We start from the raw sequence: 14,193 nt of genomic DNA, 5'->3' as shown, positions 1-14,193 counted from the left end.
AACTGCCTCAGATATCGAAGGCTGCCACCCGCCGGCCTTTTTCCGCAAAGATTTTTTCGATCTCGGCCCGGTTCGGCACAGACGGGGGCTTGTCGAGTGCAGTGTTTGCCGCATCGCCAAGCGGCAGCGCAAAGACGGCTGTGGCAAGCCATGTGTCGCCTGCTGCAATGTCACCGCGCAATTGCGGCAGGTTGGTCTTGGCGTGGATGAGGTTGGTATTGGCAATGGGCAGATGGGCGCGGCCCTGGCGCTTGACCAAGCCCAGATCAACGATGGCGCTCACATCCGTCTGCCCATGCCAGACGGCGCGGCCTTCGCCTTCTTCGCTCCGGTCACGGGCAAAATCGGCGCGAGAAATGGCAAACCCGCCTTCGGTTGAGTGGAGCACGCGCGGCGTGACGATCTTGTGCAGGCGGATATGCCAGGGATTGGCGGGAATGAGCCAGGTTTCGACGGTGACGTCGCCCCACGGTTTCCAGCGGGAATAGAGCATGTTGTCAGCAATCAGTGCCTCGTCCAGCGTCTCGCGCATGCGAAAATGCACGCCGTCATCGGACAGGCCCAGCATATTGTCAAAACTTGCCGCATCGAAATGCCGGTCATTGGCCTCGATATTGAAGGCATAACGCGTCGAATAGGCAAATTTCGCGTATTTTTCGTTGGAGCCGCGCATCTTGTCGTGCTCCTGCCCTGAGGACAGGACAACGACATTGCCCGGCGTGTGCATGGCCACCATGCCCGGCTTTTCGAGCGGGACCGGATCGGCAAATGCCGGCTGTTCGGTCTCTTCCGCCTGCCAGAACGGGTGATCCTCCGGCAGGGCAAGGGCCAAAAAGAACTTGAAGGCCCAGTAAGGCGAGCCGGCGGAATTGTAGCTCTCGCTCATCAGAAGGTTCGGATAGCCATACCCCACCGACAACACGCCATCACGATCGGCAATCGGAAGGTCTGACCACCAGCGGATGTGGCGCAGGTAATAGCCCTTGATCTCCCCCCAGGGCAGGGCCTCCAGATCGGCCAGCGCAAGCGAGGCCCAGATGCCGCCGGCGGCAAAGCGGTAGGTCTGGCTGCGCCCGAAGGCCAGCGCTGCCCCATCCGGCCCGAACCAGTGGCGGATATCGCCGGCAAATTTTTCGGCCCGCGTCCGCATGCGGGACTTGCGGGCCTCATCATCCTTGGCCACCACCGAATAGATCAGGCCATAAAAATGCATGGCAAAGGGAATGTAATGGTCGACGCGCCGCACCGGTCCATCGCGATACCAGCCGTCGCCGATATCGAATGCTTCCAGCTCATCGAGATAGGCAACGGTCTTTGCAGCATCTACCGTGACGCCGACGCGTTCCAGCCCGAGATCGACCAGCACGCGAAAGAATTTCCAGTTGTTGTCGACATAGTCGCGTTCGCGCGCTGCCTTCAGATAGGCGCCGATGCGCTCTTTCGCCTCTGATGATTGCGGTTCCCAGAGATGCTGCGGCACAAGCGCCAGTGCAAAGCCGATGGCGGCGAGTTCCACCAGACGCTGGTTGCGGTCTGCCACATCGCCCCAATACTCAGGATGTTCAGGGTTAGTGCCGTTGTCGAGGCCGCGGCGATAAAGATCCCAATAGGCAAAAAAGCCGCCGCCGGCCACAAGCGGCACGATGCCCCAGAGCGGACGGGCAAAGCCTTCGAGATCGGCTGCCGCATGATCGAAGATCGCGCCGGCGGCACTGAGGCGCACGCGTGCGCCGCCTTCTGAAAAATAGGGAAGAAGCGGCTCGAACAGGTCGGTGACCGCTTTGGCCAGATCGGCACGGGTCTTCAGCGGATTTCCAGAGAGCGGGTTTGCCTTGGCAGGATCATAGATCACGAGCTTGTATCCGGATGCTGGACATTGAAGATCAGTGGCGGCCGCGGGCGTTATGCCTACGGCCGCCTCTGTTGCTTTACTTGATGGCCTTTACGCCATCGGTCATTTCCTTCAGGCCCGCATCGACAGCGATATTGTCGGTCATGATGGCATCATGGACACGGTTCAGCACCACCTCGATCTTGGCGGCATTCGGGTTGACGGCCATTTCCAGATAGGACTTGCCGGCCTGAAGTGCTGCCTTGCTGTTGGCATCCGTCGGGAAGCCAGGCAGCGCCGTGATCTTGTCTGCCACGTCTGCCGAACGAATGGCCGGCAGGGTGCCGGTGGCTGCCACGATTTCCGCCCCTTCCGGGCCGCTCGCAAACTTGATGAAGTCGAGCGCCGCTTCCTTCTGCTTGGAATTGGTGTTGACCGACAGGCCTGAAATCTGCGCCGCGGTCGTGCCGGCCGCAACGCCGTCCGGATGCGGAAACTTCACGATGCCCCAGTTCACGCTCTTGGATTCACCCGATTTCACCTTGGCGATCTGCGTGCCGATGAACCATGTACCCATCGGCAGCATGCCGATCGTGCCGTTGAAGAACAGCGCCGAATAATGCGTGTTCGATGTTTTCAGCGAGGCATAGGAGGGGATCGCGCCGCTCTTCTGCAGTGCCAGCGCCCGCTCGTACCATGGCTTCAGGAAGGCATAATCGCCGTCGACCAGCGTCTGCTTGCCGTCCTGAATGCCGGGAAGCTGCACGGCTGAGCGCCAGGTGTGCAGAAGCGCACCATAGGTCTTGTTGGCACCAAAACCGCCCTTCAGCTTTTCGGCGGTTTCGTCGAACTGCTTCCAGGTCATGTCATTGGTGGGGTATTTCACGCCCGCCTTGTCGAAAATATCCTTGTTGTAATAGACAACCCAGAAATCCGAGCGGAAGGGCAGGGCATAGACCTTGCTGTCCACCGTCAATGCCTCGATCAGGCCACCGTAAGGCGCGGATTCGATCTTCTGCGACGTCATGAATTCGTTGAGCGGGGCGATATTGCCGGCGCGCACGAGGTTGGCGTAACCCGGCACGTCCTTGATGGTGACGATGTCGATATCCGTCGAGCCGCCGGTCAGCTGCGTCGAGATCATCTGCGTGTAGTCTTGCGAGCCAAGGTCGATATGCTCGAATTTCACATTGGGGTGTTTTGCCGTATAGGCCTCGATCAGCGGCTTGTAAAAGGCCACCTTGTCCCAGTCCCACAGCGCCCATTTGAGTGTGACGGGTGTTGCCCCTTGCGCCAGCGCCGTGCCTCCCAGCGCTGCTGCCATGGTGAAACCGGCAACCGCCGCCTTCATTGTTCTCCCGAAAATCTCCAGATACATCCTCAAGTCTCCTTCCCTGATTGTGCCTGGTTGAAGCGCCGCTTCTGCGGCGCCTTTAGAATGGTTCCTTCTCTCCGGATGCCTCTGCGGGTCGCGACAGAACCAGTGTCGCGGCCCGCTGCGCGCCGAACATCACGGCGAACAGTCCAAGAGAGAAATTGAACGTCGCCGGCATGAAGACGGAGACGGGGTAAAACAGGATATGTGCGAGCCAGAGCGCTGCCACGAAGGCAAGCGAGGCGAGAAGCGGCAGGGGCCGCCAGAGCGTGGCGAGCGCCGAAAGCTGCAGCAGATCGCGCAAGCGGCGCGCCTCTGCGGTCACGCTCAGCACCATGAAATGCATGGCCCAAAGACCGGCAAAAACCGTGGCCACAAGGCTCACCGTTAGCGGTGCTGCATAGATAAGGTTTTCGCGGGCCGCGGCGCCATAGATCGCAATGGCGTAGATGCCAAGCGCCACAACCGCGCCTGTAATGATGCCCCAGACGGTGGCGACAAGCGCATGGCGGCGGAAGGCTTCTGAGAAATCGCGCAGCAGGTAGACGTTGCGATCGTCCACCATCGCCCGGCAGATGCTGGCCGTGGCAAAGCAGGCGGCGGGCAGGGTGACGAGCGGCAGGCTGGCGAGGATGAAGAGCAGGTTCAGCTTCACCAGCTCCCACCATTCGCGCGCAAAAATCTGGACGAAGAGGGCAAGACCGGTCCGCTTCGGGGCATCCTTGTCGATGCCCTTGCCCTCCTTCGTCCACATGGCTTCCAGCCACTGCATCTGTTGTCTCTTCCCTTTGGATCAGTACAGGATCGACCGTTCGGTTTGCGGGTCGAACAGCTGCGCATTGGTCATGTCGGCAGTCAGCGTCACCGCATCGCCGATTTTCGATTTGAAGCGCGGCGAAACGCGCGCGATCAGCTGGCGCCCGCCGGCCAGCATGTTGAGATGCACTTCCGAGCCCATTGGTTCGGTCAGTTCCACGACCGCGGCAAAGGGGCCCGTGTTGTGCGGATCGATATCGGCCGGGGCCAGCTCATGGAAATTCTCAGGCCGGATGCCGAGCATGACCTCGCGACCCTCGTAAGGCGCGATGCGGGCTTCATCGAAAGCGTGCGGCAGCGGCAGCACCTGCCCGTCAACCGTTGCGCTGAACCGCCCCGCCTCGCGCCGGATCGTTGCCGGTAACAGGTTCATCTGCGGGGCGCCGATGAAGCCAGCGACGAACATGTTGACCGGGCGGTCATAGAGGTTCTGCGGCGTATCCACCTGCTGGATATGGCCGTCCTTCATCACAACGATGCGGTCGGCCATGGTCATGGCCTCCACCTGGTCATGCGTCACATAGATGAAGGTGGCATCCAGCCTTTTGTGCAGCTTGGTGATTTCGGCGCGCATGGTGCCGCGCAGCTTGGCGTCGAGGTTGGAGAGTGGCTCATCGAGCAGAAACACTTCCGGATTGCGCACCATGGCGCGCCCCAGCGCCACGCGCTGCCGCTGGCCGCCGGAAAGCGCCTTCGGCTTGCGGTTCAGAAGATGGGTAATGTCGAGAATTTTTGCGGCTTCCTGCACTTTCCGGTCGATCACGTCGCGCGGGGCTTTGCGCAGTTCCAGGCCAAACGCCATGTTCTTGTAGACCGTCATATGCGGATAGAGCGCATAGTTCTGGAACACCATGGCGATGTCGCGATCCTTGGACGGCACGTCATTCATCAGGTCCGTGCCGATCAGAAGCTCGCCGCCGGAGATTTCCTCAAGGCCCGCAATCATGCGCAGTGTCGTGGATTTGCCGCAGCCGGAGGGGCCGACGAGGATGATGAATTCCTTGTCGGCGATTTCAAGATCGATATCGTGCACCACGGTCAGCGCACCAAACGTCTTGTTCAGCTTCTTCAGCGAAATGCTTGCCATCAATCCCTCACGCGCTCACCAGTAGGAAGACCAGCTGCGCGCAAGGCGCGTCAAAGCTTCCATGTAATAATAATCCCCCCAGGACACGCACTCATCGACGCCTTCGCCGCGGCAGGTGTTGTGCGGGGTTTTTTTCGAATAGGTGCCGTGCAGCACAAGCCCGTTGGAAAGGCTGGGATCCGTCACGGCGTAATGGTCGACCAGGCTTTTCATCATGCGCCGGGCAAGGTCGCGGTAACGCACGGCATCGTCGCCTTCGACCAGATCCGCCATTTCCAGCAGTCCGCAGGCAACGATCGAGGCCGAAGAACTGTCGCGAGGTTCGCTCGATCCTTCTGTGAAGATCAGGTCCCAATAGGGCACGAGATCGGCCGGCAGCCGCTCCAGATAAAAAGACAAAAGCTTCTCGAACGTGTCGCGGTATTGCTCCAAAGGCTCGTAGCGATAAGAGAAGGCCATGCCGGCAATGCCCCAGGCCTGTCCGCGCGCCCAGAAACTGTCGTCGGCATAACCCTGCTTCGTCACGCCGCGCACCGGCTCGCCGGTGACCGGGTCCATGTAGAAGGTGTGATAGGTGGAGTTGTCCGGGCGGACCGAATGGGCAAGCGTTGTGCGCGCATGGGTGAGCGCGATGTCGCGGTATTTCACATCCCCCGTCTCCGCACTTGCCCAGTAGAGCAGCGGCAGGTTCAGCAGGCAGTCGATGATGTAGCGGTATTCGTTCGGGTTATCGCGCCGGCCCCAGGCCTGGATGAACTTTCCGATGGGCTGGAAACGCTCGATCAGCTGATCTGCGGCAAGCAGCGCTGCTTTGCGGCCGTCTTTGTCGCCCACCAGTTTCCAGGCGGCAATGCAGGAGGGCGAATAGAGAAAGCCCATGTCGTGATGGTCGGTCTCGATGCGGTTTTCGATGCGGTGGAGAAAGCTCTGCACCTGGATCTGTGCCGCATATTGAAAGACCTTGTCGCCGGTATGCTCGAAGGCAAGCCAGATCTCGCCCGGCCAGAAACCCGCCGTCCACTGGTCGTTGGCAACCGGCGGATAGACATTGCCGACGCTTGAATGGTTCTGGGCGGTATAGGTGAAGGCGGGCAGGTTGCGGCGCACCTGGGCAACCGCCTGATCAAGTGCGGCCCGCACTTCGTCATCCGTGATGGCTGCGGGGGAGGTGGGGGAGAGTGCATTCATAAGGTCAGCCCTTGATCCCTGATGAGGCGACGCCTTCGACGAAGAAACGTTGCAGCGCGAGGAAAACGATCAGCACGGGGATGAGCGCCACCACGGAGGCGGCCATGATCAGCCCGTATTCGGCCGAATATTGCGAGATGAACATGCGAAGGCCGATCTGGATCGTCTTCAGTTCCGTGCGGGTGAGATAGATCATCGGCCCCAGGAAATCGTTCCAGGTGGTGACGAAGGTGAAGATGGTGAGCGTCGACAGCGCCGGCTTTGACAGCGGCAGCATGATCTTCGCCCAGATCTGGTATTCGTTCATGCCGTCGATGCGGGCCGCCTCACAAAGTTCGGTGGGGATCGACATGTAGAACTGGCGCATCAGGAAGACGCCAAACGCGGTGAAGGCCTGCAGGCAGATCAGTGCCAGATGGGTGTTGTTGAGGCCGAACTCGCGCATCAGCAGGAACTGCGGCACCATGTAGACCTGCCAAGGCATGGCGATGGTGGCGATATAGCCGAGAAACAGCGTGTTCTTGTAAGGGAAATGCAGCTTGGCGAAGGCGTAAGCGGCAAAACTCGAGGTCAGCAGCTGCAGGACCGTGACGATGATCGTCAGCTTCGACGTGTTGTAGATGAACAGCGCCAGCGGGATCTTTGTCCAGATATCAACGTAGTTTTCCCATCTCGGCTGCGAGGGGATCCACTCGATCGGGAAGGCAAACACGTCGCGGCTGAGCTTCAGCGAGGCCGACAGCATCCAGGCAAACGGCAGGAGCATGATGATGGTGACGACAATCACGGTCAGATAGACGGCAATCGTGCCCGCGGAGACCTTCTTTCCGGCAATGCGCATGGCTCAATCCTCCCTCTGGCGGCGGAATTGGACGACGGTGACAGCCAGAACCAGGAAGAAAAGGACGAGCGCGATCATGCTGGAATAGCCGAGATCCCAGGAGATGAAGGCCTCGTTATAGATGTGGTAGACGAGAACCAGCGTCGAGGTGCCGGGGCCGCCTTGCGTGATCATGTAGACCTGATCGAAGACCTTGAAGGACTGGATGGTCAGCATCACGGTGACGAAGAAGGTGGTAGGCGCGAGCTGCGGCAGGGTCACATGGCGAAACTTTTGCCAGGCATTGGCGCCGTCGAGGCCGGCTGCCTCGTAAAGCTCGGAATTGATGCCCTGCAGGCCGGCGAGATAGATCACCATGTAATAACCCATGCTCTTCCAGATGCCGAAGAGGATGACGGTGACCATGGCCCAGTGGCGGTCTGCCGCCCAGCCGGGCAGGTTTTCCGGCGCGATCCCCAGCGTATAGAGGATCATGTTCACCGGACCCATTTCCGGATTGAAAATCATGTTCCAGACCACGGCGACCGCCACCAGCGAGGCGACGTAAGGAAAAAACATCGCGGTGCGGAAAAAGTCGCGGCCAAAGATTTTCTGGTTGAGCAGGACCGCAAGCCCCAGCGCGCAGGCAAGCGTTGCGGGCACCGAGACGACGGTGAACACGATCGTGTTCCACAAGGCGTCGATGAACGCCTTGTCCTCGAACAGGCGCCAGAAATTATCAAGGCCTGCAAAGGTGATCGGGTTGGAGCCATCCCAGTGCATGAAGGCCAGCGCAAAGGCAAACAGGATCGGCCCGAGCGTGAAGACCGCAAAGCCCAGAAAGTTCGGCGCAATGAAGGAATAGGCGGTCAGCGCATTTTCGACGCGCCGGCGGCGCTTGGAAACGACACGCACCTTTTTCTTGGGCGCAAACCCCGCCGGGCTGTCAGACATGGCCGGACTCGTAATGCTCACCAGCTTCCTCCCCGTGTGACGCGCTCCTTGAGGGTTCGCTGTCTCACGCCTTGATTTGCACGTTTCGCGCGGGTTTGCATTCGTGGTGCATCCCGCCTCCCGGACCCTGCATAACACAATTTTTGCATTGGTCAAACAACTTGCTATGCAGTCAGACAAATATGCTGGAAACTGCAAAATAGGTATGATAGGCATTGCCTGCGGCAGGAGGTGTGCCGCCAACGGGAGCGCTATCTTTGTTTTTCGAACGGGTGAACACTCTGCCGAAAGATCTGGCCGATTTCAGGCCCGATTTCTGCGTGGCAGGCGCTGGCGCCTGGGAGGCCGTGTCGCGAGCGGATGCGGCAACGCTGATTGCCAGAGGTGTTGCAGCGCTGGACAAGAGCTGGCCTGTGCTTCTCGCCTCGCACTACCGGGAATACGGCGAAAACGGTAATCGCTCGCGCTTTGAAGCGCTGTATTTCGAGCGCCGCCTGATGCTGAACGATCTGGTTCTGGCCGAAAAAGTCGAGGGGCAGGGGCGCTTTCTCGGCGCCATCATCGATGGCATCTTTCTCCTCTGCGAGGAAAGCGGCTGGCAGTTGCCGGCCCACAATTCCTATCAGCGCGGCGGGCCGCGCCTGCCGCTGCCGGACGCGTTCGATCCGGTCATCGATTTGTTTGCCGCTGAAACCGCAGCCATCCTGGCAACCACGCTTTCGCTTCTGCGCGAGAGCCTTGATGCCGTCGATCCGGCCGTTTGCCGCCGCATCGAGCAGGACATCGACCGGCGCATCCTTCAGCCTTATCACTCCCGGCATTTCTGGTGGATGGGCAACGGTGATGAGCGGATGAACAACTGGACGGCCTGGATTACCCAGAACGTTCTCATCGCCACCTTCAGCCTGCCGACATCGCAGGAGACCCGCAGCGCGGTTCTGCAAAAGGCGCTCAAAAGCCTCGATGCCTTCCTGAAGGATTATGCCGAGGATGGCGCCTGCGAGGAAGGCGTCGTTTATTACCGCCATGCAGCGCTCTGCCTGTTCGGCGCAATGACCGTACTCGATGCGGTGGCGCCCGGCTGTTTTGCCGACCTCTGGCAGGCGCCAAAAATCCGCGCCATGGCCGACTATATCGTCCACATGCACGTGGCTGACGACCATTATTTCAATTTCGCCGACAGCGCTGCCGTGGTCGAGCCCTGCGGCGCGCGCGAATATCTGTCCGGAACCGCGGTCGGCTCCGGTGTTCTTCAGAATTTTGCCGCAGCGGATTTCCAGCGGTCGCCCGATCCGTTGATGAGCCGCGAATGGAACCTCTGGTACCGCGTACAGGCGGTGCTTTCGGCAGGCTCTATCCGTGCCCTGACACCTGTTGTCGTACCCGCACCTGATATCTTTTACCCCGGCATTGGCCTCTTCATTGCCCGCAAGGGGCCGTATGCACTGGCGGTGAAGGGGGGCAGCAACGGCGAAAGCCACAATCACAACGATGTCGGTAGCGTCACGCTCTACAAGAACGGCCGGCCTCTTCTCATCGATATCGGTGTGGAAACCTACACGGCAAAAACCTTTTCGCCCCGCCGCTACGAAATCTGGACCATGCAATCGGCCTTCCACAATCTCGCGACCTTCGGGGGCGTGATGCAGGCCGATGGCGAGAATTTTTACGCCCGCGATGTGAAAGCGGAGTTTCTGGCCGAGGAGGCGCGCATCTCCCTGGAGCTTGGCGGCGTCTATCCGCCGGAGGCCGGTTTGCGAAGCTACCGGCGCAGCGTTCGCCTTCACCACGCCACTGGCGTCGAGATTGTCGATGATCACGACGGCGACCTGCCGGCAGTGCTGTCGCTGATGACGGGGATCGAGCCGGTGGTGGAGGCGGGACGCCTCGTTCTGCCTGGTCTCGCCGAGATCCACCTTGCCGGCGGCGGCACGCCCACCATTGAACCCATCCCCATTGATGATGCGCGGCTGAGGCAATCCTGGCCGGCGCGCCTTTATCGGGTGCTGGTGCCCTTTACCGGCACGCGCCTGCAGATTGACATCGTCTAGCGCCCGTGACCGCGCGATCGGCCTTCAGGCTTGAGAGCGTTGAAACGGAACCAAGAAAACATGAGAGGACGACCCATGAACCTGATTCTCGCGATCGCCAATGGCGCAGGTGCCGTTGTGGCAAGGGCGGAGGCAGAGGACGAGGTGTTTCTGGTCCACCGCGCCGCCTATCAGCCAGGAGACCGGCTGGTGCTTGAAGCCTCAGAATCCGGCTATGTCGTCGTCTCCTTCGATGCGGCCCTGGCACCCGCCCTGGTCTATCTGCGCGAGCCCCGTTTCAGTCTGCCGGTTCCTTTCGGTGATCGGCGCGTGCCCTATGCACCGCAGGCATTTTCAGGTGCGCTGCATCGGCTTCATGTACGCAAGGCAACGGCGGCCGAAGTGGCGCTGCGGCGCAATCTCGCCTTTAATCCGCTTGACGACCACAGCAATTCAACGCTTTTCCCGCATGCGTCCGCCAATGTTGAAACGCGCGGCGAAGCCGCCTTTGCGGCCCGCAACGCCATCGATGGCGAAAAGGCCAACAATGACCACGGCAGCTGGCCCTATACCAGCTGGGGCATCAATCGCGATCCGGAGGCGGCCCTCACCGTGGATTTCGGCCGCCCGGTTCTGGTCGATGAACTCGTACTTTATCTGCGCGCCGATTTTCCCCATGATGCCTGGTGGGAAAAGGCAAGCCTCACCTTCTCCGATGGCGAAACGATGAGGGTGGATCTGCGCAAATCCGCGGCTGGGCAGCGTTTTGCCATCCCGCCCCGTATCGTAGAGTGGGTGCGCCTGCACAGCCTGATCAAGGCCGAAGATCCCTCGCCCTATCCGGCGCTGACGCAGATCGAGGTCTGGGGAACCGAAGCCTGATGTGTGCCGTCAGCCGCCCTATCCGGCGGTGAGGCCGCGCATATCTCTCAGCAGGTCGCGGTAGCGCGACTGGCTGCCGCGCAGATGCACCTGCATGGCGGCGCGGGCGGCCTTTTCGTCACCGTCGGAAATCGCCAGCACCAGCGCCTCGTGCTCCTTGTGGATCAGCCGGCGATAGGCCGTCTGATCGGCGCCGCGATTGTCGGAGACCACCCGCGACTGCGGAATGACCGCCGGACCGTGCATTTCGAGAAACTGCGTGAAGAGCGGATTGTTGGTGGCATCGGCAATAGCCAGGTGCAGCGCCAGATCGGCCTCGCGGATCGACTGGTTTGCCTCGATCAGTTCCAGCAGTCGCGCGTGACAGTCGAAGATGGCTTCTTCCTGCGCCGGCGAGCGACGCTGCGCGGCAAGGCCGGCCGCCTCGATTTCCAAAGGCGTGCGGATTTCGAGAATTTCGAGATCCGACGAGAGGCGCGCCCGATCCAGTTTCGGTGGGGCAGGAGCCGCGACCTCCGCCTTCAGCACGAAAATGCCGGCGCCCTGGCGCACCTCCACCAGCCCGTCGCAGCGCAGCGCCGTCACCGCCTCGCGGATCACCGTGCGGCTCACACCATGCGCCTCCGTCAGCTCTATTTCGCTCGGAAGTCGCTCGCCCGGCTGATAGGTTCCAGAGACGATGGCCCCGCGCAGGGCCTCCTCCACCTTCGCCACCAGCGACCCGCTGCCCTTGCCGCGCGATTTCACCTCAACCGTCACATCCGTTCCCCCGTGTCTGCCCGCCTGGCGTTCGCAGGAACGGCGATGACAGGCAGTTTGTCTCAAATAGGTATGATGAATTCTAGCAAAACTCAATGGAATATCGAGAAAACGGCGGAAATTGTCTGACCAATACGCGAAAAATCCATTCCCCTATCTCCAAGCCCTCTTCGGTCATCGGCGACAGGCGAATCGCCCTCGCATTGCGGGCATGCGATCTCGCGCGCGCCCGCGCGCATGCGGTTAATAAGTCATTTCTGTCGCCGTAGGTGATGCGTCCTTGCGCACCAACAGTGAAAACGGGTGAAGGACGCAAAGCCAGATCGTTATGAACCGCTCCCAACAGATATTCCGGTCCCTCTGTTGTGGCGATGACACAGGCCTTGCCGGAACCCTTGCATGCCAAGGGGTTAACCGCCGCAAGGCCTTTCCGGTCCATTCCGTTAACGCAAAGGCAGCTAAAAAAATCCTCATGAAATCAACGGGCGCCCGGCAATGGCACTGCCGCGCAAGCTTCACCCATGCTCCATCGTTAACCCTTTGTTAACCATGCCGGCGCTAGGCATGATCAACGATTTGTTTACGTAGATGACCAAAGTGCTAACAGACGCCCGCTCCATCCGCATCAAAGGCCGCTCATTCCTGGCGGTGGTACTGTCTCCGGACATGCCACTCGACGACTGGCTGACGCGCCTGGACGATCTGGCGCAGCGGTCTGCCGGGTTTTTCCTCGGCCGGCCGGTGGTGCTCGATGTCACCGACCTGGGCCTCGACCGGGCGCAGATGAAGGAATTGATCGCAGCCCTTGGCGAGCGCAATGTCAGCATCATGGGCATCGAAGGGGCGCGCCATTCCGCTATCGGCCCCGGCATGCCGCCGGCGCTGAAGGGCGGCCGCCCGGCGGCCGACGTCGAGGTGCCGGAAAATGAAGCCCCCGTCGAACCATCGAAAGTCGATAACCGGCCCCAGATTGCAGAGCCCCGGCAGACGCTGCAATCGCTGGTGATCCGCGAACCGGTCAGGTCCGGGCAATCGATCATCTTTACCGAGGGAGACGTAACCGTCGTCGGTTCCGTGGCCTCGGGCGCGGAAATCATCGCGGGGGGGTCTGTGCATATCTACGGCGCGCTGCGCGGGCGGGCCATGGCGGGATCGGTCGGCAATGCATCGGCCCGCATCTTCTGCCGCAAGCTCGAAGCCGAGCTGGTGGCAATCGACGGTGTTTACAAAATGGCCGAGGATCTGGCCCCCGAGCTTCATGGACAACCGGTCCAGTTATGGCTCGAGGGTGACGCGATCATCGCCGAAAAACTGATGTGAGCCGCATGCGGCAAGAACAGGAGAGCAAGATGGGCAAGGTAATCGTCGTCACGTCAGGCAAGGGCGGGGTTGGCAAGACCACTTCGACAGCAGCCCTTGGGGCCGCGCTTGCGCAGCGCAACGAAAAGGTCGTCGTCGTGGATTTCGACGTCGGGCTTCGCAATCTCGATCTCGTCATGGGGGCAGAACGCCGGGTCGTCTACGATCTCGTCAATGTCATCCAGGGCGATGCCAAGCTGCCGCAGGCGCTGATCCGCGACAAGCGGCTGGAAACCCTCTTTCTGCTGCCGGCTTCCCAGACCCGCGACAAGGATAACCTGACGGCCGAAGGCGTCGAGCAGGTGATTGCCGAGCTGAAGCGTTATTTCGACTGGGTCATCTGCGACAGCCCAGCCGGTATCGAACGCGGCGCCACACTTGCCATGCGCCATGCGGATGTCGCCGTGGTCGTCACCAATCCGGAAGTCTCGTCCGTGCGCGACAGCGATCGCATCATCGGTCTCCTCGATTCCAAGACGCTGAAGGCCGAACGCGGCGAACGGATGGAAAAGCACCTGCTGCTCACCCGTTACGACGCCAACCGCGCCGAGCGTGGCGACATGCTGAAGGTCGAGGACGTCTTGGAAATCCTCTCCATTCCGCTTCTCGGCATCATCCCTGAGAGCATGGATGTGTTGCGCGCCTCCAATATCGGTGCCCCGGTCACGCTGGCGGATGCCCGCTCGGCCCCTGCCATGGCCTATTTCGAGGCCGCCCGTCGCCTGGCCGGCGAAGACGTGCCGGTCACCATGCCGGGAGAAAAGCGAGGCATCCTCAGCAAGATTTTCGCACGGAGGGCCGCATGAGCATTTTTAAGCTTTTCCGCAAGCAGGTGTCGGCGCCGATGGCGCGTGAGCGACTGCAACTGCTCCTCGCACATGAACGCGCCTCGGCCGGCTCGGATCTTGTGGCGATCCTGCGCGAGGAAATCCTTGCCGTGATCGCAAAACACGTCCAAGTCGACAGCGACAAGGTGCGCGTGAAGGTAGACCGCGACGAGCACGTTTCGATCCTGGAGATCGATGTTGAGATCCCCCGCGACGCCGGCCTGATTGCCGCCTGACTTAAGAAGACCATCCGCCTACTTGCAAA

The 14,193-nt window shown here is 60.7% G+C and carries 13 protein-coding genes; 5 read left to right on the top strand and 8 right to left on the bottom strand.

The genetic code is table 11. From position 1 onward, the window contains the following. Positions 1 to 7: 7 nt before the first annotated feature. The 7 genes from AC4CWH_RS25570 to AC4CWH_RS25540 all read right to left on the bottom strand — a co-directional run bounded on the left by AC4CWH_RS25570 (position 8) and on the right by AC4CWH_RS25540 (position 8,071). Positions 8 to 1,852 carry a DUF2264 domain-containing protein gene (locus tag AC4CWH_RS25570; protein ID WP_491322519.1) on the bottom strand — a complete coding sequence of 615 codons (1,845 nt, stop codon included), beginning with the start codon at positions 1,850 to 1,852 and terminating at the stop codon, positions 8 to 10. A gap of 76 nt (positions 1,853 to 1,928) precedes the next feature. Then, positions 1,929 to 3,209 carry an ABC transporter substrate-binding protein gene (locus AC4CWH_RS25565; RefSeq protein ID WP_491322518.1) on the bottom strand — a complete coding sequence of 427 codons (1,281 nt, stop codon included), beginning with the start codon at positions 3,207 to 3,209 and terminating at the stop codon, positions 1,929 to 1,931. A 55-nt stretch (positions 3,210 to 3,264) separates the two neighbouring features. Beyond that, the gene (locus AC4CWH_RS25560) at positions 3,265 to 3,978 is read right to left on the bottom strand and encodes a DUF624 domain-containing protein (protein ID WP_491322517.1); all 714 of its coding nucleotides are present in this window, start codon (positions 3,976 to 3,978) and stop codon (positions 3,265 to 3,267) included. A 21-nt stretch (positions 3,979 to 3,999) separates the two neighbouring features. Then, positions 4,000 to 5,109 carry an ABC transporter ATP-binding protein gene (locus tag AC4CWH_RS25555; RefSeq protein WP_491322516.1) on the bottom strand — a complete coding sequence of 370 codons (1,110 nt, stop codon included), beginning with the start codon at positions 5,107 to 5,109 and terminating at the stop codon, positions 4,000 to 4,002. Positions 5,110 to 5,124: 15 nt separating this feature from the next. Next, positions 5,125 to 6,297: a glycoside hydrolase family 88 protein gene (locus tag AC4CWH_RS25550; protein ID WP_491322515.1), complete on the bottom strand. Its 1,173-nt coding sequence runs from the start codon at positions 6,295 to 6,297 to the stop codon at positions 5,125 to 5,127. Between the two features lie 4 nt (positions 6,298 to 6,301). Continuing rightward, entirely contained in the window at positions 6,302 to 7,138 is an 837-nt protein-coding gene (locus AC4CWH_RS25545) for a carbohydrate ABC transporter permease (RefSeq protein ID WP_491322514.1), read from the bottom strand. A gap of 3 nt (positions 7,139 to 7,141) precedes the next feature. Continuing rightward, on the bottom strand, positions 7,142 to 8,071 hold the full coding sequence (locus tag AC4CWH_RS25540) for a carbohydrate ABC transporter permease (RefSeq protein WP_491322537.1): 930 nt from the start codon (positions 8,069 to 8,071) through the stop codon (positions 7,142 to 7,144). Between the two features lie 257 nt (positions 8,072 to 8,328). Between AC4CWH_RS25540 and AC4CWH_RS25535 the strand changes: the two genes are divergently transcribed. Further along, entirely contained in the window at positions 8,329 to 10,122 is a 1,794-nt protein-coding gene (locus tag AC4CWH_RS25535; protein WP_491322513.1) for a heparinase II/III domain-containing protein, read from the top strand. Between the two features lie 75 nt (positions 10,123 to 10,197). Continuing rightward, positions 10,198 to 10,983 (top strand): discoidin domain-containing protein, encoded by a 786-nt coding sequence (locus AC4CWH_RS25530; RefSeq protein WP_491322512.1) that lies wholly within the window; start codon positions 10,198 to 10,200, stop codon positions 10,981 to 10,983. An 18-nt stretch (positions 10,984 to 11,001) separates the two neighbouring features. On the opposite strand, the gene AC4CWH_RS25525 is transcribed toward AC4CWH_RS25530, so the two are convergent. Then, the gene (locus AC4CWH_RS25525) at positions 11,002 to 11,742 is read right to left on the bottom strand and encodes a FadR/GntR family transcriptional regulator (protein ID WP_491322511.1); all 741 of its coding nucleotides are present in this window, start codon (positions 11,740 to 11,742) and stop codon (positions 11,002 to 11,004) included. A 588-nt stretch (positions 11,743 to 12,330) separates the two neighbouring features. On the opposite strand from AC4CWH_RS25525, the gene minC reads away from it, so the two are divergent. The 3 genes from minC to minE are packed head-to-tail and all read left to right on the top strand — an operon-like array spanning position 12,331 to position 14,164. Continuing rightward, the gene (gene minC / locus AC4CWH_RS25520) at positions 12,331 to 13,062 is read left to right on the top strand and encodes a septum site-determining protein MinC (protein WP_491322510.1); all 732 of its coding nucleotides are present in this window, start codon (positions 12,331 to 12,333) and stop codon (positions 13,060 to 13,062) included. 29 nt (positions 13,063 to 13,091) lie between these two features. Then, positions 13,092 to 13,907, top strand: a complete 816-nt coding sequence (gene minD, locus AC4CWH_RS25515) for a septum site-determining protein MinD (RefSeq protein ID WP_491288177.1) — start codon at positions 13,092 to 13,094, stop codon at positions 13,905 to 13,907. Continuing rightward, the gene (minE, locus tag AC4CWH_RS25510; protein WP_210107241.1) at positions 13,904 to 14,164 is read left to right on the top strand and encodes a cell division topological specificity factor MinE; all 261 of its coding nucleotides are present in this window, start codon (positions 13,904 to 13,906) and stop codon (positions 14,162 to 14,164) included. Before minD ends, minE begins: the two co-directional genes overlap by 4 nt. Positions 14,165 to 14,193: the final 29 nt, after the last annotated feature.

The organism is Neorhizobium sp. PAMB6716 (assembly GCF_058242805.1).
This window is presented reverse-complemented; position numbering and strand designations above follow the sequence as displayed.